The organism is Derxia lacustris, from assembly GCF_002105195.1.
GTDB lineage: Bacteria > Pseudomonadota > Gammaproteobacteria > Burkholderiales > Burkholderiaceae_E > Derxia > Derxia lacustris.
Window position 1 is genome coordinate 277,429 of sequence record NZ_MUHU01000002.1, and the last position, 21,251, is coordinate 298,679.

8 protein-coding genes are annotated in these 21,251 nt (G+C 75.4%); all 8 read left to right on the forward strand.

The window, feature by feature from the left end; genetic code table 11:
• The first annotated feature begins 5 nt into the window (after positions 1–5).
• The 8 genes from B9P64_RS03120 (at position 6) to B9P64_RS03155 (ending at position 21,233) form a co-directional block, all read left to right on the forward strand.
• On the forward strand, positions 6–2,219 hold the full coding sequence (locus B9P64_RS03120; RefSeq protein WP_085314800.1) for a baseplate J/gp47 family protein: 2,214 nt from the start codon (positions 6–8) through the stop codon (positions 2,217–2,219).
• 2 nt (positions 2,220–2,221) lie between these two features.
• Positions 2,222–5,404, forward strand: coding sequence for a phage tail protein (locus B9P64_RS03125; RefSeq protein ID WP_085314801.1), 3,183 nt, complete (start codon positions 2,222–2,224; stop codon positions 5,402–5,404).
• Between the two features lie 21 nt (positions 5,405–5,425).
• A complete protein-coding gene (locus tag B9P64_RS03130; protein WP_085314802.1) occupies positions 5,426–8,014 on the forward strand; it encodes a hypothetical protein in 2,589 nt (862 codons plus the stop codon).
• 1 nt (position 8,015) lies between these two features.
• Positions 8,016–9,341, forward strand: a complete 1,326-nt coding sequence (locus B9P64_RS03135; RefSeq protein ID WP_085314803.1) for a hypothetical protein — start codon at positions 8,016–8,018, stop codon at positions 9,339–9,341.
• 67 nt (positions 9,342–9,408) lie between these two features.
• Entirely contained in the window at positions 9,409–11,418 is a 2,010-nt protein-coding gene (locus B9P64_RS03140; protein WP_085314804.1) for a hypothetical protein, read from the forward strand.
• A gap of 10 nt (positions 11,419–11,428) precedes the next feature.
• Positions 11,429–13,591, forward strand: a complete 2,163-nt coding sequence (locus B9P64_RS03145) for an ATP-binding protein (protein ID WP_085314805.1) — start codon at positions 11,429–11,431, stop codon at positions 13,589–13,591.
• Positions 13,592–13,648: 57 nt separating this feature from the next.
• Positions 13,649–17,143, forward strand: a complete 3,495-nt coding sequence (locus B9P64_RS03150) for a phage tail protein (protein ID WP_085314806.1) — start codon at positions 13,649–13,651, stop codon at positions 17,141–17,143.
• Positions 17,144–17,168: 25 nt separating this feature from the next.
• Positions 17,169–21,233, forward strand: a complete 4,065-nt coding sequence (locus tag B9P64_RS03155) for a glycosyltransferase family 9 protein (protein ID WP_176256703.1) — start codon at positions 17,169–17,171, stop codon at positions 21,231–21,233.
• Positions 21,234–21,251: the final 18 nt, after the last annotated feature.

A 21,251-nucleotide genomic window follows, 5' to 3' on the forward strand; every position in this document is an offset into this window, starting at 1 on the left:
CCGCCATGCCGATCACCCTGCCCGCCATCGACGACCGCGACTTCGACAGCCTGGTGCGCGATGCGCTCGCCTACGCCTCGGTGCACGCGCCCGAATGGACCCACACCGGCCCGTCCGATCCCGGCGTGACCCTGGTCGAGCTGTTCGCCTTCATGGCGGAAAGCCTGCTCTACCGCGCCAACCTCATCCCCGAGCGCAACCGGCTCAAGTTCCTGCAACTGCTCGGCATCAAGCTGCTGCCGGCCAGCCCGGCGCACGGGCTGGTGCAGCTGCGCAACGAATCGCCCGAGCGCCGCCGGGTGACGCTGCTGCCCGGCTTGCAAGCCTTTGCAGGCGCGCTGCCCTTCATCACCGACAGCGGGCTCGACCTGCCGCCGGTCGAGGGCCTCGCGGTGTTCAAGCGCACCGTGGCCGCGCCCGATCCGGCGCTGCTCGACTACTACCGCCAGCTCTACGAAGCCACCGGCCGCGACTGGGCCGCCGGCGGCAGCGCGCTCGCGCCGGTGCTCTACGAAACCGTCGCGCTCGACGACCTGCCGGCCGCCTTCGACGTGGGCGCCGAGGCGGTCGACGGCGCGCTCTGGCTCGCGCTGCTCGCGCCCAAGGCCGCCAGCGCCGCCGAGCGCGAACAGGTGCGCAACGAGCTGGCCGAATCGACGCTGTCCATCGGCCTCGTGCCCGAACGCGCCGATCCGTCGGCGGCCATCGTGCCGGGCGCGAGCGCGCGGCCGGCGCCGGCGCTCGGCGTGTGGATTCCCAAGGTCGGCAGCAGCGCCAGCTATGCCCGGCTCGACGCGGTCGCGCCGGCCGGCTTTCCGGACCGCGCCGGCATCCTGCAAGTGACGCTGCCGCGCGCCGAAGCCATCGCCAGCTGGGGCATCGACGAGCCGCTCGAAGCCGGCGTCGGCGAGCTGCCGCCGCTGCTGGTCGACGACGAACTCAACGACCGGCTGCTGACCTGGCTGCGCATCGACGGGCTGGGCACGGCGGGCGTGAAGCTGCGCTGGGCCGGCGTGCATTGCGCCACGGTCACCCAGCGCACGCGGGTCGAGCGCGAAATCCTCGCGCCCGGCGACGGCGATGTGGACCAGCAGCGCCAGCTCGGCCACGGTCAGGTGCTGGCCGATTCGATTGCGCTCGCGGTCGGCGGCGTGAGCTGGCAGCTCACCGATGAACTCGAAGCCGCTCCCGCCGAAGGCAAGGCCGGCTCGAACGTGTTTGCGCTCGACGCCGAGGCCGGCCTTCTGCGCTTTGGCGACGGCACCCACGGCGCGCGGCCCGCGCCCGGCGCCGCGATTGCCGCGCGCTACGACTGGTCGAACGGCGCCGACGGCAATGTCGCGGCCGGCGCAATCGCGCTTGCGCCCGCGCTGCCGGCCGGCATCAAGCTCGGCAATCCGGTCGCCTGCACCGGCGGCAGCAATGCCGAGACCGCCGCCGACGGCGAGCGCCGCATTCCTCTCGTGCTGCGGCACCGCGACCGCGCGGTGAGCGCCGACGATTTCGCCGACATCCTCAAGGCCGCGCCGGGCGCCGACACCGGCCGGGTCGAGGTGCTCGCGGCCTGGCATCCCGAGCTGTCGCCGGCGCTGCCGGGCGATCAGCCGGGCGTGGTCACCTGCATGGTCATTCCGCGCACCGACCCCGCGCACCCCGACAACCCGCTGCCCGATGCCGATTTCATCGACGCGCTGTGCAGCCATCTGGCGCCGCGCCGGCTGGTGACTTGCGAGGTGCTGCTGCGCGGGCCGGTGTATGCGGGCGTGTGGATCAGCGTGGGCATCGAGATCGTGGCCGGGCAGTCGGTGGCGACGGTGCGCGACCGGGTGCGCACCGCCCTGCGCGATCACCTCGCGCCGCTGCCGCCGGCCGTGACCGGCGCACCCGCAGCCACGCTGCCGGGGCTGGAGAACGGCTGGCCGCTGTTCCGCGCCGTGACTGCGCTGGAGCTGGCGGCGGTGGTCGCGCGCACCACCGGCGTGGCCGGCGTGGCCGGGCTGCTGCTTGGAGACGCCAACGGCAGCCGGCGCGACAGCGTTGCGATGCAGGGGCTGCAACTGCCCTACATCGCCGGGCTGTCGGTGACGCTCGGCGATCCGGTGTCGCTCGACGATCTGGTCGGGCGCGGCAGCGGCGCGGGCGACGGCGCGGACGGCAGCGGCGACGGCGGCACGCGCGCGCGCCGTCTGCCGGTGCCCAAGATTCCGCAGGAGTGCTGAGCATGGATGCCAACGGCAGCCGCTACCGCGCCCTCGTCACGCAGGGTGATTGGCAGGCGGTGCTCGACAGCGCGCTGGCCGGCGTGCCGCTCGGCGACCGTCCGCTCGAATGGGCCGACGGCAGCAGCGGCAGCGGGCCGATCGCCACCAACTGCGGCGCGGGCGGGCTGGCGCTCAAGGGCCTGCTCTACGAATTTCGCGCACGCGGCGTGGAGGCCGCGCCGCTTGCCGAGGACGGCGGGCGCGGCGGCGCCTTCGATGCCTGGGGGAATCTGTATTCGCTGTCGACCGACCGGCGCGCGATCCGCATCCGCTCGGCGGGCAGCGGCGCGATGTCGGACTTCTGGCCGGTGACCGGCGAGCAGCCGGGCGCGCCGCAGCGCGACGGGATTGCCGCCATCGAGGGACTGACGGCGGGGCGGCGCGCGCCGGGGCCGGGCGGCTTTGCGCCGGTGAACAAGCCGGCCGATCCGGCGCCGCTCGCGCTCGATGCGCTGGCGGTCACGCGCGGGCATTACCTCGTGGTGGCGTCGGCGGCGGCGGGCGGATTGCTGATCTTTGATCTGCACGGCGCCGGGCCTCCGCTGTTCCAGGGCTGGCCGGGGCTGGGCCGGCTGCCGGGCGAGGCACCGGGCGCGGCGCGCACCGCCGAGGCGCTGATCGCGCTGGAAGACGGCGGCATTGGCGCGCTGGTGAATGGCTGGCTCTGGCGCGTCGGCGCCGATCTCAAGCCGCGCGTGGCGGCGTCGGCGGTGGCGCCGGCCTTCGGGCCAAAGCCGGCCGCCGACGGTGCCGCGCCGGCCGAAGCGGATGGCGCAGCACCGGCCGCCCCGGCAGACGGCGCCACGCCTGCCGCCAAGGCCGCACCCGCCACGCCGCAACCCTGCACCCTCGACCTGCGCCCGGCGCTCGCCGACCCCGCGCTGCTCGCCAGCCTCGCGCCCGGCGACGCGCTGCCCGCCGACGCCCTCGCCGCGATCCGCGTCACCGCCGTCGCGGCGCTGCGCGGCGAACGCCTGCTCGTCGTCGGCCGGCGCGACATCGACGGCATCGCCACACCCGTCGCCGGCGCGCTCCACCTCGACGGCCGCGTGCTGCCACTGCTGCGCCGCGACCGCGTCGAAGCCGTGCCCGCCGGCCCGCTCGACGCGCTCATCGCCGAAGTCGTCGAGGCGCGTGCCGACGGCGGCGAACGCCCACGCCCGGCGCTCGCCAGCCGCGCGCTCGCGGTCGATTACGGCAGCGACGCCAGCGCCGCCGACGCCGGCTTCGGCTTCCTCGTGCTCGCGGCCGGCGGCGACCAGGCCTTCCGCTTCGCGGCCGAATGGCGCGCCGACGGGGCGCTCGCCATCGGCATCGCGCGCGACTTTCTGCCGCTGCGGCGCTATCTGGGCCTGGGGCTGGCCGCGCTGCCGGGCGGGCTGGTGCTGCATGCCTATCCGGCGGCGCGCGTGTTCTATGCCGCCGACGAGCGCTGGGTGCCGCTGCTCGCGCTGCCGCAGCCGCGCCATCTGCGTGCCGCCAGCCTCGACCTGCCGGCCTGGGACAGCGGCATCGTGGCCTGCGTCTGGCACCGCGTCGCGCTCGACCTGCGCCTGCCGCCGGGCACGACGGTCGTCATCGAAACCCGCGCCGCCGACGACCCCGCCGACCTTGCGCGCCAGCCCTGGCAGCGCGAGCCCGGCCCGGCGCGCAGCCCCGCCGGCAGCGAGCTGCCGTGGCGCGGCTCGGGCGCCTGCGCCGGCGCAGCGAGCACCGACGCCGCCTCCGGCACCTGGGCCACGCTGCTGCAATCCGCCCACGGCCGCTGGCTGCAACTGCGCCTGAGCCTTGCCGGCGACGGCAAGCAGACGCCGCTGCTGCGCGGCCTGCGCGCCTGGTATCCGCGCTTCTCCTACGCCCGCGAATATCTGCCGCCGGTCTACCGCGCCGACCCGGCCAGCGCCGATTTCCTCGACCGCTTCCTCGCGCTGTTCGAGGGTGAATTCACGCGCTGGGAAGACCGCATCGCCGCCGCCCAATGGCTGCTCGATGCGCGCACCGCGCCAGCCGGCGCGCTCGACTGGCTCGCCAGCTGGGTCGGCCTCGCGCTCGACCCGGCCCTGGACGACGCGCGCCGCCGCCTGCTGCTGCGCCACGCCGTCACCCGCCATGCGCGGCGCGGCACCGTGCCCGGCCTGCTGCTCACCGCGACGCTCGCCTGGGAGCCGGTCATCGACGAAGCCTGGCTCGCCGCGCCCGAGCAACTGGCCACGCGCGCCCACGGCCTGCGCCTGCAGGAGCTGTTCGGCCTCGTGCCGCCGCTGCCCGCGAGCGCCTGGAACCCGGCCACGCAGAACCGCGCGCAACTGCTCGCGCGGCTGGCCGGCGACGATTCGCTGGTCGATCTGCAAGCCGTTGCAGCGCTTGGCGCGAGCTGGCCCGCGCCCACCGGCAGCACGCCGGCCGCACGCCGCGCCGCGCTGCTCGGCGCGCTCGGCTTCGTCCCGCGCGGGCCCATCGAGGAAGCCCGGCTCTGGCCGGCCTGGGTCGAGGCGCGCGCCGCCGACGCCGCAGTCACCGGCACCGCCCTGCCCGCCGACGAACCCGCCAGCGCCGCCGACCGCACCGACTGGACCGCCTACCTCGCCGCCAGCGCGCCCTGCGCACCGCTGCGCCGCCGCTGGCAGGACTTCCTCTCGCGCCGCTGGCGCCGCATCTCGGCGCTCAACGCCGCCTGGGGCACGCGCTGGCGCGACTTCGACCGCATCCCGGCGCCGGTCGCGCTGCCGGCCAGCGACGCCGCGCTCGCCGACTGGCACCGCTTCGAGTCGCGCGTGCTGCGCGGCCTGACCGGCGCGCACCGCTTTCGCGTGGTGCTGCCGCTGCCCGATACCGGGCTCGATCTCGACGACCTCGCGCGCCGCCGCGACGCCGTGCTGCGCGCGGTCGAGGCCGAGAAGCCCGCGCACACCGTGGCCGAAGTGCGCTTCGGCTTCGACCTGTTCCGCATCGGCGAGGCCCGCCTCGGGCTCGACACGCGGCTCGAAACCGGCCTCGCGCGCCGGCCCGAACTGGCCGCGCTCGGCTGGGGCGGCGGCAGCGTCGCGCCGGCCGTGCTGGGCCGCATCGACCTCGGCGGCGCCCGCCTCGCCCCGATCCGCCCCCTGCCGCCGGCCGATCGCATCGGCCTCGACCGCGGCTGAGCAACTTCACCGGAGACCCACATGGGCTGCTGCACTGGCTACAACTTCGCACCCGCGCCCGACGCCGCGCTCGACCCGGCCCAGCGCGTCAATTTCAGCTTCGGCATGGTGCTCGGCGTGGACGACTTCCGGCAGGAGCACGCCTACCTCGCCGCCCGCGACGAGCGCGCCCTGCGCGAGCTGATCGGCTACGGCGCCATCACCGGCCTGGGCGTGAGCACCGCCGTGACCGGCACCCAGGTTGAGGTGCGCATCGCGCCCGGCCTGGCCCTGCTGCCCGACGGCAAGCTCGTGGGCGTGGCGGTCGACCAGTGCGCGCGCCTCGACGAATGGCTGGCCGGCCCGGGCAAGGAAGGCGCCAGCGGCAAGACCGGCGCGGCGAGTGTGTACGTGGTGCTGCGCGCGGTGGAAGTGACCGGCACGCCGGTGCCGATCCCCGGCGAGCCCTGCCGCGACGAGGACTCGCTGGTCGCCGATTCGCGCATCGCCGACAGCTTTGCGCTCGACTTCGCGTGGACGCCGCCGGCCCAGACCGAGGACGCCGCGCTGCGCACTTTCGCCGCCTGGCTGCGCCGGGTGGAAGTGCGCGACGCGCCAGTGCCGGCGCCAGAGCTGGCCGACTTCCAGGCCGCCGTCGAGACGCAGGTGAAGGCCGCCATCGCCAATGCGGCGGCGGCCTTCGCCAATCCGCCGCTGTCGGCCACGCCCGCGCCCGACCCCGATCCGCAGCCCGACGAAGGCCCGCGCCTCGTCATCCCGCGCGAGCGCTATGCCGAGTTCATCGCCGCCGCCTTCGACGTGTGGACGCGCCGGCTGCGCGCCGATGCGATGGCGCATTTCGGCCCGGTGCCAGCGGCCGAAGACACGGCCGAAGCCGGCCTGCTGCTCGCCGCCATCGACATCGCGCTCGACGCCGGCAACCTGCAATTCCCGGCCGAGGCGGCCGACACCGCGGTCGCGCGCTGGCTCGGCCGGGCCGAGCTGGTGCATCTGCGGCTGTTGCAGGAATGGCTCATCACCAACGTGGAGAACGACGCGCCGCGCGAGGCCACCTATGTGCTCGGCCGCTTCGACGCGCGGCTGCCCAATGCCCAGGCGCTCGACCTCGACTTCTCAGCCCACGACCATGCGCTGACGCGCATCGACTTCATCGACGCGCCGACCCTCGACGACCCGACCGCGCGCAAGGCGGTGCTGCATCCGGCGGTCAAGTGGCCCGGCACCGCCGACAGCGACGTGGGCGGCCCCGACTACTACGGCCCCGGCATGAGCGCGCCGATCCCGGTCTCCGATGGCGGCACCGGCCAGAGCGCGGCGCCCGAGCGCGGCCAGCTGCTGGTCGGCGTGCCGGTCAGCGATGCCGGCCCGGCGCACTTCGAGCTGGGCCGCCTCGTGCCGGTCACGCACACGCCGACCGGCACCGATGCGCTGACGCAGAACCTCGTCGTCGACGTGGACAGCGCCGCGCCCGACATCCTGATCGACACGGTGCAGAACCTGGGCCCGCTCGACAGCCCCGAGTTCGCCGGGCTGACGGTGACCGGCGCGCTCGCGGCGGATTCGCTCGCGGTGACGGGCGACGGCAGCTTTGGCGGCACGCTGGCCGTGACCGGCGATGCCAGCCTCGGCAGCACGCTCGCGGTGACCGGCGATGCGACGGTCGGCGGCGCATTGGCCGTGACCGGCGCCACCAGCCTCGGCGGCGAACTCGCGGTGACCGGCGCCGCCAGCGTGGGCGGCGGTCTGGCCGTGACCGGCGACGAATCGGTCGGCGGCACGCTGAGCGTGACCGGCGCCACCAGCCTCGGCTCGGGTGTCACCGTGACCGGCGACATCGGCGCCAGCGGCGCGCTGGCCGTCGGCACCGATGCCAGCGTCGGCGGCGCGCTCACCCTCGGCACGCCGCTCGCGCCGGCCCAGGGCGGCACCGGCCTCGCCACGCCGCCGGCGCCGTTGCAGGTGCTGGTCGGCGATCCCAATGCCGCCGGCAACTACCTGCTCGCGCAATTGGTCGACAGCCCGACCGTGAGCGTGAACCTGAGCCAGATCGAGGCCAGCCCGCCCGAGCCCCAGGGCTGGCAGCTCAGTTTCAACGCCAGCGGCGGCAGCGGCCTGAGCCTGCCCATCACGCCGGCCCAGGGCGGCACCGGCCAGACCGGCGTGCCGGCGGCCGGGCAGATCCTCAATGGCGACGGCGCCGGCGGCTATGCCATCGGCGCGCTGCGGCCGGCGCGCGCCGGGCGTCACATCGCGGTGGCCAAGGTCGGCGACGACCTCACCGTCGACACCACGCCGCAGACCCACTGGGCGATGCGCGTGGTGACCGACATGACCAAGGACAACAAGCTGCTGCCGACCGACCATGTCGTCGTCATCCAGGCCGAGGGCGAGAAGCTGGCCTTCGACCTCGGCGCGCCCGAGGATCAGCGCGTGGTCATCATCAAGTCGCTCGCCACCAAGTCGGCCGTCACCGTGGTCGGCGACGGCATCAACGTGCTGCGGCCCAACACGCTGATCGACAACCAGGCCAGCCTGACGCTGGCGCCGCAGGCGGCGGTGACGCTGATCGGCCTGCGCAAGACGCAATGGCTGGTGATCGGAAGGGGCTGACATGACGACCACGCTCGGGCTCGACCAGCCGCGCATCGCCAGCGGCGAGGCACGCACCTATTTCTTCAACGGCCGGCTGCTGTCGGCCGAAGACCTGCAACGCGAGCAGACCGCGCGCGAGGCCGGCCAGCGCCGGCTGGCGCGGCTGGCCGGCTGCGGCATCGAGCGCGGCCTGGGCCTGCGCTGGCAGGGCGGCAGCCTGCTCACCATCGAGGCCGGGCTCGGCGTGACGCCGGCCGGCGACGTGGTCGAGACCGAAAGCTTCGAGCTCGACATTGCCGGCAGCGTGGCGGCCGGCGCGAGCGGCGGGCGATTTGGCGATTGCGCGGCGCGCTTCGGCAGCCTGGGCGCGCTGGCCGGGCTGCATCTGCTGGTGCTGACGCCGGGCTGGATCGGCGACGGTCGCGCGCCGACGCTGCTCGGCGAGGTCGGCGCCTGCAATCGCAAGCTGGAACTGCCCGGCGTGCGCGCCCGGCTGGTGGCGCTGCGCGCGCCGGCCGGCGCCAGCGCGACCGATCTGCGCAACCGCGTGGCGCATGCGCTGGCCGCGACCGCCGGCCTCGATGCCACGCGGCTACTGGGCTGGTGGCCGGCCACGGTGGCGCCCACGCTGCGCGCCGACGATCTGCCGCTGGCGGTGCTGGCCATCGGCGCCGGCGGCGCGATCGACTGGATCGATGTCGATGCGGCGCGGCGCCGGCTGGCGCCGCCGCCCGGTGCCGAGTCGGATGCGCTCTGGCCGCGCAGCGAGCGGGTGGCGATGGAAGCGCTGGCGCGCCAGTGCGCCGCCCAGCTGCGCGACAGCGCCACGCTCGCGCTGGCGCGCGCCGCCGAGGCCACGCCGGCCGCGTTTGCCCTGCTGCCGCCGGCGCTGCTGCTGGACGACGCGACCGGCGCGCGCTGGCAGGCGGTGTTCGCCGACGAACTGCCGCTGCCCGACGAGATCGCGCTCGGCCGGGCCGCGTTTGCCGCCGCGCTCGACCAGGCGCTGGCCGATGCGCCGGTGCCGCGCGACCGCGCCAGCCTGCGGCTCTACCGGCTGTGGCAGGCCGACGAAACCGCCGCGCCGCAATGGCTGCTGCGGCTGCGCGATGCCGACGCGCCCGACACCGGCGAGATCGATGCCGGCAGCAACTGGTGCGGTGGCGCACCGACCGCGCTGGCGACCGGCGAGCGCAGCTCGGCGCGGGTGGCGGCGCTGGCCGGCCGGGTGCTCGGCAATCCGCAGACCTCGGCCGAGGAACGCAGCCTGGCCGGCTCGGTGCTGACCCAGGCGCCCGACAAGCTGCGGCGGCCGGCGCGCAAGCGGCCCGGCAAGCCGGGCTGAGCCGGGTCGCCAGCGATGCACCTGCCGCCCAGCCGCCCGCGATGAACTCACCGCCCGCCCGCCGCCGATGAGCGCGCCGCCCGCCCTCGCCATCGCGCGGCTGCGCGCGCCCGGCGCTCCGCGCGACGCAGTGCTGGCGCGGCTCGCGGCCGAGACGCTGGCGGCCGAGGTGGCCGATGCGCTGCCGCCGTTGCCGCCGCAGGCGCTGCTGCTGCTGCGCCGGCTGGCGCTCGATCTGCCGCGCGCCGCGCTCGACCGTCTGCCCGACGCGCGGCTGCGGCTCGCGGTGGCGGGCCTGGCGCGCGGCGCGATCGCGGACGCGGCGGCGGTCGCGGCGCGGCCGGCGCTCGGCGCGGTGTCGCCGCAGGCGCAGGCGGTGCTGTTCGGCGACACGGCCGAGCTGCTCGCCTGCCTCGCGCGCGACGCGCTCGACGACCGGCTCGATTGCTGGTGGTGGCGGCAATGGCTCGGGCGCGCGCATCCGGACTGGACGGCGGGCTGGCGCGAGCAGGCGACGCATGCCGAGGCCGCGCTGCGGCTGCTCGCGCGCGCCGGATTGGCGGAGGCGGTACGGCCGGCGCTGGTCGCGCGCGGCGTGCTGGCTCCGGTGGCGGGCGACGGCGCCGCGCGACGCGGGATGCCGCCCGCCATGCGCGCCAGCTCTGTCCCGGTGGCGGAAGCGGGTGGCCGGCCTGACGCGCCGACCGGCTTGCCGCCCGATGCCGGCAGGCGCGCGGCCGCCGACACAAGCGCGGGCGGCACCACCGGCCTGCGTACCTCCTCGCCCTGCGACGAGACTGCCGCCGGCACCACCTCCCGGCCGCACAACGGCGCCGCGCAAAGCGCCCACGACAGCAGCCCCGACGCCCGCGCCACCGCGCCTGCCGGCTACCGTCGCGCGGCTTCCCGCGACGGTGCTGCCACCTCCCTCGACGACGCTCGCGCCGCCGCCCGCCCGCTGCCCGCGCCGACCGCGACGCTCGACCACCTCACGCGCCCGCGCCCTACCGCGTCGGGCAGCGCCGACGACGGCCACCGCCCCGCGTCCGCGCCGCAGACGCAGGCCTCTGCCCCGACCGCTCGACGCGCCGCCGCGCCCGATGCCACCGGCGCATCGAGCGACATCGCCCGGCCGACATCCGACTTCGCCGCCGATGTCGGCACATCGCCGACCACCGACCCCATGGACCCGGCCACCGCGCCCGACCGCACCGACAGCGACGCCCACCCGCAAGCCGACACCGACCGCGCCGCCGCGCACAGCCCCGCTTTCTTCGCCCCGTCACGCGCCGAGCCGCCGACCGCGCCCGCCGCCACACCGGTCCCGCGCTCGCGCGCCACCGACCTCGACCGCCCAGCCCGCGCAAGCCAGCCCACCGCCATCGCCGAGCCGCCCGCCGACGCAGCGCCCGCGCCGCCGCTCGATGCCGCGCCGCGCGTCGTCGTCACCCGGCATGCGCGGCTGCTGTTCCTGGTCAACCTGCTGCTCGGCGACGGGCTCTATCCCGACTTCACGCGGCCGCGCGATCCGCGCTTTCCGCTGCCGCTGTGGCGGCTGCTGGCGGCGCTCGGGCTCGGGCTGATCGGCCCGGCGCTGCGCGACGATCCGCTCTGGCCGCTGCTCGCGCGGCTGGCCGACGATGCCGAGAGCGATGCCGACGCCAACGCCAACGCCAGCCCGGCCGACGACCGCGCCGCCGCGCTCGACCGGCACTGGCCGGTGCCGCCCGCGCCGGCGCCGCGCCATCGGCCGCTCGCGCCCGGCCGGCGCCGCAATGCCGTCCGCAACGCCGCCGCGCTGCGCCTGCGCCACCAACCCGCGCGCGCCCTCGGCCGCTGGCTGGCGCGCTACCGCCACTCGCTGCGCTTGCGGCTTGGCGCGGCGCTCGGCATTGCGCCAGCGCTGCTCGGCCGCGCGCTGGTCGGGCCGCCGGCGCGGCTCTGGCTGTCCGAGGCCGAGCTGGTCGCGGTGCTGCCGCTCGACGGTCATCCGGTCGTCTGGCGGCTCGCCGGCCTGGACCGCGATCCGGGTCCGCTGCCCGGCGCCGGCCGCAGCCTGCGCTTCGTCTTCGAATGAAAGCCGCGCGATGAAACTCGACGACGCCCACCCGCTTCACCACGCCGCCGACGGCCCCACGCCCGATCCGGCGTCCGCCGCCAGCCACGGCGCCACCGGCCTGCCCGGCACCAGCACCTCGCCCGCCGCCGACGACCTCGCCGCCGCCTTCCGCCCGCTGCTGCTGGCCGCCGCCTGGCGCGTGACCGCCGCCGCCAGCGAGCGCCTGGGCGAGGACGCGGTCGCCGCGCGCTTTCCCTTCCTGCTCGACTACGCCCAGGCGCTGGCCGAGGCCGACGCCGACGTGCTGCATGCGCCGCTGCATGCGCTGGTGCAGGCCGCCGAGCTGCCGCCCGCCGCACTCGAAATCTGGCTCGTCGCCGGGCTGGTGGAGGAGGACGCGCGCTTCGGCCCGGTGTTCGAGGCGCTCGATCCCGACTGCGGCGAGCGCCGCCCCGGCAGCGCGCTGATGCAATCCTGGTGGGGCACGGCGCCGCGCGACGGCCTGCGGCCGGCCCTGCGCGCGCTTGCCGAGCTGGGCCTGCTGCGCGCCTGCCAGCCCGGCGCCAGCCGCGCCGACGCCACCTGGGAAGTGGAGGACAACTGCTGGTCGGCCGCGCGTGGCGAAGCGCCAGCCCGGCCCGCGCCCGGCCTGCGGCTCGCCGACGCCGCCGACGCGCCCGCGCTCGCCAGCCTGCTGCTCGACGCCGCCACGCGCGCCGCGCTCGGGCTCGACGCAGAGGACATCGGCGCCACGCCGGCCACGCCCGCCAACGCCAACGCCAACACCGAAGCCGAAGCCAGCGCCATCCGCCACGCCGCCGCCCACGCCTGCGTGCTGGTGCGCGGCGCCAGCCACAACGGCCGCAGCGCCCTGCTGCGCGCCCTGGCCCGCGCCGAAGGCCGCCCGGCGCTGCTCATCGACTGGCCACCCGACGGCACGCCCGCCGCCGACGCCGCCCGCGCCGCGCCGCCCTGGCTCGGCGCCTTCGCCACGCTGACCGGCGCGCGCCCGGTCATCCGCCTGCGCGCCACGCCCGGCGAACGCCTGCGCCTGCCGCCGCTCGCCGGCTATCGCGGCTGGATCGGCGTGGTCTGTGGCGACGACGACGCCATCGAGGACCTGCCCGCGCCGGCCCTGGTGCTGCGCCTGCCGCTGCCCGATGCCGCGCTGCGCACCGCCCTCGTCGCGCGCCACGCACCGGCCGCGACCGCGCCCGAAGTCGCATCGCGGCTGCATCTTTCCTCGGGCCATCTGGTGAATGCGCTGCGGCGCGCGGACGCAGCCGGCCTTGCCGCGCCGCCAGCCGGCAGCGCAAGCGCCGCCAACGCCACGCCCGCCACCCTCGCCGCCCGCCTGCGCGAAGCCGCCCTCGCCGGCGGCGCCGCCGAGCTCGACAACCTCGCGCGCCGCCTCGACACCCGTGGCGCCACCCGCGCCGCCCTCGTTCTCGATGCCGATGTCGAGCGCGACCTCGACACGCTCGAAGCCCGCTGCGCCCAGCGCGACCGCCTGCGCGAGACCCTGCCGCCGGCCTTCGCCGCGCGCCTCAACGCCGGCGTGCGCGCGCTGTTCGCCGGCCCGTCCGGCACCGGCAAGACGCTCGCCGCCCAGGTGCTCGCCGAGCGCCTCGGCCTGCCGCTCTACCGGCTCGATCTGTCGTCGGTGGTCAGCAAGTACATCGGCGAGACCGAGCGCAACCTGCACCGCCTGCTGTCGGCCGCCGAGGCGCTCGACGTGATGCTGCTGCTCGACGAGGGCGACGCCCTGCTCGCGCGCCGCACCGACGTGGGCAATGCCCACGACCGCTACGCCAATCTCGAAACCAACTTCCTGCTCCAGCGCCTCGAAACCCATCGCGGCCTGGTGCTCGTCACGACCAACGCGCTTGAGCGCATCGACACCGCCTTCCTGCGCCGCTTCGATCTGCTGGTGCAGTTCCGCGCGCCGGAATTTGCCGAGCGGCTGGCGCTGTGGCGCGCGCATCTGCCGCCCGACCACGTAGTGCCCGAGGCCGCGCTGGAGCGCATCGCCGAAGCCTGCGCGCTGGCCGGCGGCCAGGTGCGCAACGTGGTGCTCGACGCCGCCTCGGCCGCGCTCGCGCGCGAGCAGCGCCTGACGGAGCCGCTGCTCGCCGACGCCCTGCGGCGCGAATACCGCCGCGCCGGCGCGCTCTATCCGCTCGGTCGCTGAGCCCGCCATGCGCACGCCGCCCGCCCACCTCCGCCCGCCCCGCAAAAGCCGCTGACCATGTGCGCCCTCGCCCTCCGCACGGCCCCGCGCCGCGTCGCCAATGCCAAGGCCGATGCGCGCTTCGTCGCCGTGACCGACCAGATCAAGTCGGGCGCCGCGCGGCTCAAGAAGCACGCGCCGCCGAAGCAGAAGGCAAGCGAGGCGTCCAAGGCCGCCAAGGCGCCGCCCAACGAGCGGCTGGCCGGCGCCAAGGCCAAGGTGGTCGACGAGGTCAAGGACGCGCCCGCGCCCAAGCCCCAGCCGCAATCCTTCAAGGCGCTGCTGCGCGCCGAGATCGACAAGGCGATGCCCAAGACGCTCGGCGATACCGAGAAGTTCATGAACGGCGGCGCGGCCGGCGCCATCAAGGGCGCGCTCGACCACAACGTGGATGCGCAGAAGGACGCCGCCGCCGGCCCGTCCGAAGCCGCCGCGAAAAAGCCGCCCAACGAAGGCGCGGTGCCGGCCCAGCCCAGCAGCGCGCTGCCGCCCGAGCCCGCGCCCGGCGCGCCCGCCGTCGATGCCGCGAACGGCATGCCGCCGCCCGCCACGCCGGCCGAAGCCTCGCTGCAGCAATCCAAGACCGACACCACGCAGGCGCTGGCCGACGAAAAGATCAAGCCCGAGAGCCTGCAAAAGGCCAACGACCCGCGCTTCACCGCGCTGGCCGGCGCCCAGGGCGCGGTCGCAGCGCAAGCCGACAAGGCGCCGGCCGGTTTCCGCGCCAGGGAAGCCGGCGTGCTCGGCGCCGCCCGCGCTGCCGCCGGCTCGCGCGGCCGGCAAGGCGCGCTGCTGCTCGCGGGCACGCGCGGCGCCGGCAATGCCAAGGTGCTGAGCCGCCAGCAGCAGCAGGCGCTCAAGGAAGAAGCCGACCGCAAGAAGGTCGCGAGCGACATCGAGGCGATCTACGCCGACACCAAGACCAAGGTCGAGACCAATCTCGGCGCGCTCGATGCCGATGTGTCGGCGATCTTCGATCCGGGCGTCGAGGCGGCGCTCGCGGCGATGAAGACCTTCGTCGACGACCGGCTGTTTGCCTACAAGCTCGACCGCTATCTGAGCATTCCGCTGGTGGGTCTGGCGCGCTGGATCAAGGACCAGATCCTGAGCCTGCCCGACGAGGTCAACCGCTTCTATGTCGAGGGCCGGGCGCTGTTCCAGTCGGCGATGGACCGGGTCATCGACCGCATCGCCGCGCTGGTCGAAAGCCGGCTCGCGCGCGCCAAGGCCGATGTGGCCACCGGCCAGTCGCGCATCAAGGCCTATGTGGCCGGGTTGCCGGCCAATCTCAAGGCCACCGGCGAGCAGGCGGCGCAGGCGGTGGCCGAGCGCTTCAGCGAGCTGGAATCGGGCATCGAGAGCAAGAAGAACGAGCTGGCCACGTCGCTCGCGCAGAAATACAAGGAGGCCTTCGACAAGGCCGACGAGGCGCTCAAGCAGATCCAGGACGAGAACAAGGGGCTGGTGCAGCAGTTCGCGGAAAAGCTCGGCGAGGTCATCAAGGCGCTGCTGGAATTCAAGGCCAAGCTGCTCGGCATCATCAAGAAGGGGCAGGAGACGATCCAGCTCATCCTCGACGATCCGATCGGCTTTCTGGGCAATCTGATCGCGGCGGTGAAGGGCGGCTTCAACGCCTTCGTGGCCAACATCTGGACCCACCTCAAGGCCGGCTTCATGAAGTGGCTGTTCGGCGCGCTGGCCGGCGCCGGCATCGAGCTGCCGACCGATCTGAGCCTGCCGAGCATCCTCAAGCTGGTGCTCGGCGTGCTGGGCATCACCTACGCCAGCATGCGGGCCAAGGCGGTCAAGCTCATCGGCAACACCGCCGTGACGGTCATCGAAAAGGTGGTCGAGTACGTGAAGGAGCTGGTCACCGGCGGCCCGCAGAAGCTCTGGGAAAAGCTCAAGGAAGATCTCGCGAGCCTGAAGGAAATGGTCATCGGCGCGATCCAGGACTGGCTGATCGACACCGTGGTGAAGCAGGCCGTCGCCAAGGTGGTGTCGATGTTCAACCCGGCCGGCGCCATCGTGCAGGCGGTCATCGCCATCTACAACGTGGTGATGTTCGTGGTCGAGAAGGCGCAGCAGATCATGGCGCTGGTCGAGGCGGTGGTGAACTCGGTGCATGCGATTGCAACCGGCGCCATCGGCGGGGCGATCAGCTGGATCGAGAAGTCGCTGGCGAGCGCGATTCCCATCGTGATCGGCTTTCTGGCGCGGCTGGTGGGCTTGGGCGGCATCGGCGACAAGATCAAGGCCTTCATCCTCAAGGTGCAGACCAAGGTCGACAAGGCGATCGACAAGGCCATCGCCAAGATCGTGGCGGTGGTGAAGAAGCTGTTCGGCGCGGTGAAGGCCGGCGCGAAGAAGCTGCTCAACTGGTGGAAGAAGAAGAAGGGCTTCGCGCTCGAAGACGGCGAAAGGCACACGCTGCTGGTGCGCGGCGCGCCGGGCAGCCTCAACCTCGCCATCCGTTCCGACGAGACGCCCTACGGCGCGATGATCGACGCCGTCAACGCGCCCGAGGGCAACAAGGCGGCGGCGCGCGCCACCGCCAAGAAGATCGACGACCTGCTCAAGAAGGAAAAGGGCGGCCCCACATCCGAGGCCACCGAGAACGGCGCCGCCAACGCCGAAACGCTCGAAGCCCTGCTCGACACGCTGGCGGTGCAGACCGTGGCGCTGCTGCCCAAGGGCAAGACCGCCGAGACCACCTTCGGCGGCACGGTCAACGGCTTCGGCCGCTCGGCCCTCAAGACCATCAATCATCAGAAGGACTGCAAGGGCGGCACGCCCGCCGGCGGCGGCGGCAATGCCAAGTGGACGCTGCTCGCCAAGCGCAAGACCGGCGGCACGAGCTACTACATTCAGGGCCATCTGCTGAACGCCGGCCTGGGCGGCAGCGGCACCGACTGGGCGAACCTCACGCCGCTCACCACGCCGGCCAACAATTCCAGCGGCGCGAGCCACTACCACCAGTTCGAGAAGCATGTGGTGGCCGAGATGAAGAAGATCGGCGGCAACGCCTGGAAGGAGAAGGGCAAGTACCTGACCGTGAAGGTGGCGGCCATGTACGGCCGAGACATGAGCGGGCCGATCGCCAGCGTCGACACCGTGCTGGCCGACAGCGACGACGACTCGCGCAAGACGGTGAAGGACATCATGCAGGCCGAGACCGGCGTGCCGCAGTCGCTCAGCTGCACCGCGCAGGAAGTGACCGCCGCCGGCGCCCAGCGCACGATCAAGCAGGTGGGCGTGAGCAATCCGATCGACACCAACCCCAAGCACTACCTGCTCAAGTACGGCAAGAAGAAGCAGGTCAACCTCAAGAAGGCCAAGCCCGGCGACGTGGACCAGCTCACCGGCCTGAGCGATGTGGAGCGCGCCAAGGTCAAGGCCATCCTCGCGGCGAACGGCAAGTTCCCCAACAAGGAGCAGGCGCAGGCCGCGATCGGGGGCGACCTCTGGCACAAGATGATCAGCACCGCGGGCTACCGCGTGGTGGTGAAGTGAGATGACGCCCCGCCTGTCCTGCCTCATGCCCACGCGCAACCGGCATGCGCTGCTGCCGGCGGCGATCGCGCAGTTCCGCGCCCAGGATGTGGCCGATGCCGAACTCGTGGTCGTGAGCGAGGACGGCGTGCCGCCCGAGGTGGTCGAGCTCATGCGGGCCGACCCGCGCATCCGTCATGTGCCTTGCCCGCCGGGCCTGCGGCTGGGCGCCAAGCGCAACCTCGCCTGCGCGGCGGCGCGCGGCGAGCTGCTCGCGCACTGGGACGATGACGACTGGCAGGCGCCCGACCGGCTGCGGCGCCAGCTGGCCGCGCTCGACGCCGAGCCGCGCGCCGAGCTGTGCGGCACGAGCCGCGTGTTCTTCCGCGAGGTGGATGGCGCGGGCGCCTGGGAGTACCGCTATCAGGGGCCGCGCCGGCCCTGGGTGTACGGCGCGACGCTGATGTTCAGGCGCGCCTACTGGGCGCGGCAGCGCTTTCCTGAGCAGGACATCGGCGAGGACAACGCCTTCGTCTGGGCCGCGCGCCCGGAGCAGGTGATCGACCTCGACGAGCCGGCGCTGTGCGTGGCGAGCGTGCATGCGGGCAATTCGAGCCGCAAGGACACGCGCAACGCCTGGTGGACGCCGGTGCCGCGCGAGCGGCTGGAGGCGCTGGTGGCACGCACGCGGGCGGCGATCGACGCGATGGCGGCGGGGACGGGCGCCGCGACGATCGACGGCGCGGGCCGCACGGCCGGCGCGCCCGGCGTTGTCGCGCCCGAAGCCGCCGCCCCCGCCCCGCGTGCCCTGCTCGCGCTCGCGGGCGGGCTCGGCGACGTGCTGCGCTGGGCCGCGCTCGCGCCGGTGCTCGCGGCGGCCGGGTATCGCGTCGATCTGCTGGTCGCGGCCGACTGGCCCGATTGCGCCGCGCTGTTCGAGGGCGCGCCGGGCATCGACCGCGTGTTCGCCGCGCCGCGCGCGCTGCTCAAGGACGGCGCCATTCCGCTGCCGCCTGGCCTGCCGGTGCCCGCGCTGGCCGTGTTCTCGTACTGGGCGCAAACGCTTGCAAGCCGGCTGCCGGCCGCGCGCCGCTGGCTGCCCGCGCGCGGGCGCTGGCTGCGCGACGGCGATCCCGGCTGCTGCGCCGACATCGCGCGCGAACTCGGCTGGACCGCGCCGCTGCCGCTGCCGCCGCTCGCGCCCGGCCTGCGCGCCGCGCCCGGCGAGGTCGATGCCGGCGCACTGGCCATCCACGCCGGCTGCAAGCCCGACTGGCACTGGAAGCGCTGGCACGGCCATGCCGCCGTGGCCGAGGGCTACGCGCGGGTGCTGCGCCTGGGCACGGCGGCCGACGACGACGCGGGCGCGGCCTATTTCGCGCCCGACCCGCCGCGCTGGCCCGCGCACGTCACCGACCTGACCGCGCCGCGCCCGCTGGTCGAGACCACCCGCCGGCTCGCGCGCTGCGGCGCCCTGCTCGCCAACGACTCCGGCCTCATGCATCTGGGCGCCGCGCTCGGCGTGCCGACGCTGGGCGTGTTCGGCATCACCAGCCCGGCGCGCGAGGCCATGCCCTGGCCCGCGATGCACGCGATCAGCGCCGGCCTGCCCTGCGAACCCGACTGCCGCGCCGGCGCCTGGGGCCGGCGCGACTGCGGTCACCACCTCGCCTGCCTGCGCGAGCTGACGCCAGCGACGGTCGCCGCCCGGCTCGCGCGGATCGCGCCGGGGCTGGCGCGATCGGGCAACGGCGGGCCGGCACCGGCACCGGCACCGGCACCGACGCTGGCACGGCCCGCACCATCGCAGATGGCGCCGCGCGAGGCAGCGCCAGCGCGGCAAGGCGAGGTCGCGCCCGAGCCCGTCGCCCTCGCGGTGCGGCTCGGCGGCGGCCTTGGGGATCTGCTGTTCTGCGCCCGCGTGGCCGAGGCGATCCGCGCGCTGGCCGGCTTCGGCCCGGTCACGACCTACAACGACCGGCCCGAACTCGCGCGGCTCGCCTTCGGCGGACGCGGCCTGCTCGCCGACGCCCGCCCGCTCGCCGACTGGCCGCGCGCAGCCGGCCTGCGCGTCGAGCTGGACCAGTTCGCGCGCTTCGCCGACGACGCCGCGCGCTGGCGCGCCAGCCATCCGGCGCTCGCCGCGCTCATCGCGCGTTCGGCCGAGCGCATCGCCGGCGTGCGCGGCCTGGTCGCGCGCCATCCCCAGCTCGACGGCTACTGGGCGCGCTTCAACCTCGCCGCCGGCCGCGACCGCGCCACCGCGCTCGCGTGGACGGCGGGCTTCGACCCGGCGCCCGCCAGCGGCGACGACGCTTCCGCGGGCGCCGCCTGCCCGGCCGACCTGCGCGCTGACTCCCGCGCCGACCTTGGCGCCGACCTTCGCACCGACACCGTGCCGACCGGCATGCCGACGGGCGCTGGCGCCGCCACCGCCCGCGCCATCCTCGCCGCCCCGCTCGCGCTCGCCCTCGACGAGCGCCGCGCCGGCCCGCGCCAGCGCCTCGCCGCCGACGGCCGGCCCTGGATCACGCTGCACGACGGCTTCGACGCCGGCACCGGCCTGCGTCCGGGCGAGGCCGTGAAGTGCTGGCCGCTCGGCCACTGGGAAGACCTCGTGCGCCGTCTGCGCGCCGCGCGCCCCGACCTGCGCCTGGTGCAGATCGGCGGCCCGACCGCGCGCCGCATCGCCGGCGTGGACGACTGTCTGCTCGGCCACGCCGACCTCGCCGAGGCGCTCCAGGTGCTGGCTGGCGCGCAACTGCACATCGACGGCGAATCCGGGCTCGTCCACGCCGCCAGCGCGCTCGGCACGCCCGCGGTCGTGCTGTTCGGGCCGACCGACCGCGCCTTCTTCGGCCATGCCGGCAATCTCAATCTCGACGCCGGCGTCTGCGCGCCCTGCTGGTGGAGCACGCCCGACTGGCTCGGCCGCTGCCCGCGCGGCCTCGCCACGCCGGCCTGCATGCAGGCCCTCGCGCCCGCCGCCGTGGCCGAGGCCGTGCTCGCCCGCCTCGCCGAGCCGACACCCCGCGCCACGGCCCCCCCCCTCACCCGCGCCGCCGACGCGGCCGGCACCCGCCCCGATGCCGTGGTCCGCGCGGACAGCCACCGCGCCGCCGACCGCGACGGTCCGCTCGTCGCCCCCCGCCTGCTGCGCGCCGAAGCCTGGAACGCCGCACGCCCGCTCGACGCCAGTGCCGCGATCGCGCGCGCCTTCGGCCTCGTGACCGACGCCGACGGCCATGCGCGCCATCCCGTCACCGGCTGCCACATCCACGCCACCAAGCACTGGGAATACGCCTTCGCGCTCGACGCGATCGACGCCTTCGCGCGGGCGGACGCGCACGGCGACGACGGCCGCGGCGCCCGCCCCGCCACCCCGCGCGCGCCGACCGGACCGGCCCGCGCCGCCCCGCCGCCGCTGCGCATCGCCGACCTCGGCGGCGGACGCGGCGCGCTCGGCCCCTGGCTCGCGCATGCCGGCCATCGCGTGACCGGCTTCGACCGCGATCACGGCTGGGAGGCCGATGCCGCCACCGCCCGGCGCTTTCTCGGCTGGGCGGCCGGGCTCGGCCTCGTGCCGCGCGCCGCCGCGCTGCCGGCCCTGCCCGCGCCGGACGCGAGCTTCGACGTGGCGCTGCTGCTGTCGGTGCTCCAGCACCTCGCCGATCCGGCCGCCGCGCTGCGCGAGGCGCTGCGCCTGCTGCGCCCCGGCGGCCTGCTGCTGCTCAGCTTCGACCTCAGCGACGCGCCGGCGCGTCACGAGGACGCGCGCATGCGCCTCACCATCCCGAGCCCGCGCCGCCTCGCCGACTGGCTCGGGCTCGACGCCGCCCTGCCCGGCTTCGACCCCGCCGCGCTCGCGCGTTCAGCCGCCGAATTGCGCGCCGCCGGCATCACCGGCCTGCCCGACGGCCTGACCGTCGGCGCGCTCGCACTGCGCAAGGCCGGGGCGGACGCGGCCCGCGCCGCCACCGCCGAAGGCGCCGGCGTCGAAGGCGTCATCGAAGGCAGCGTCGCCGACACCGCCCCGGCCCGCGTGCCCGGCACGAGCGCGCACGACGACGCCCCCGGCGGCCGCGCGCCCCGGCGCGTGGCGCGCGGCTGAGCCCACCCGCCACGCTCG

What these genes read in the sequence shown, in the direction of transcription:
- B9P64_RS03155 (WP_176256703.1), top strand. Translation starts at nt 17,169, where the DNA reads ATGCCCACGCGCAACCGGCATGCGCTGCTGCCGGCGGCGATCGCGCAG.
- B9P64_RS03135 (WP_085314803.1), top strand. Translation starts at nt 8,016, where the DNA reads ATGACGACCACGCTCGGGCTCGACCAGCCGCGCATCGCCAGCGGCGAG.
- B9P64_RS03120 (WP_085314800.1), top strand. Translation starts at nt 6, where the DNA reads ATGCCGATCACCCTGCCCGCCATCGACGACCGCGACTTCGACAGCCTG.
- B9P64_RS03125 (WP_085314801.1), top strand. Translation starts at nt 2,222, where the DNA reads ATGGATGCCAACGGCAGCCGCTACCGCGCCCTCGTCACGCAGGGTGAT.
- B9P64_RS03140 (WP_085314804.1), top strand. Translation starts at nt 9,409, where the DNA reads ATGAGCGCGCCGCCCGCCCTCGCCATCGCGCGGCTGCGCGCGCCCGGC.
- B9P64_RS03130 (WP_085314802.1), top strand. Translation starts at nt 5,426, where the DNA reads ATGGGCTGCTGCACTGGCTACAACTTCGCACCCGCGCCCGACGCCGCG.
- B9P64_RS03150 (WP_085314806.1), top strand. Translation starts at nt 13,649, where the DNA reads ATGTGCGCCCTCGCCCTCCGCACGGCCCCGCGCCGCGTCGCCAATGCC.
- B9P64_RS03145 (WP_085314805.1), top strand. Translation starts at nt 11,429, where the DNA reads ATGAAACTCGACGACGCCCACCCGCTTCACCACGCCGCCGACGGCCCC.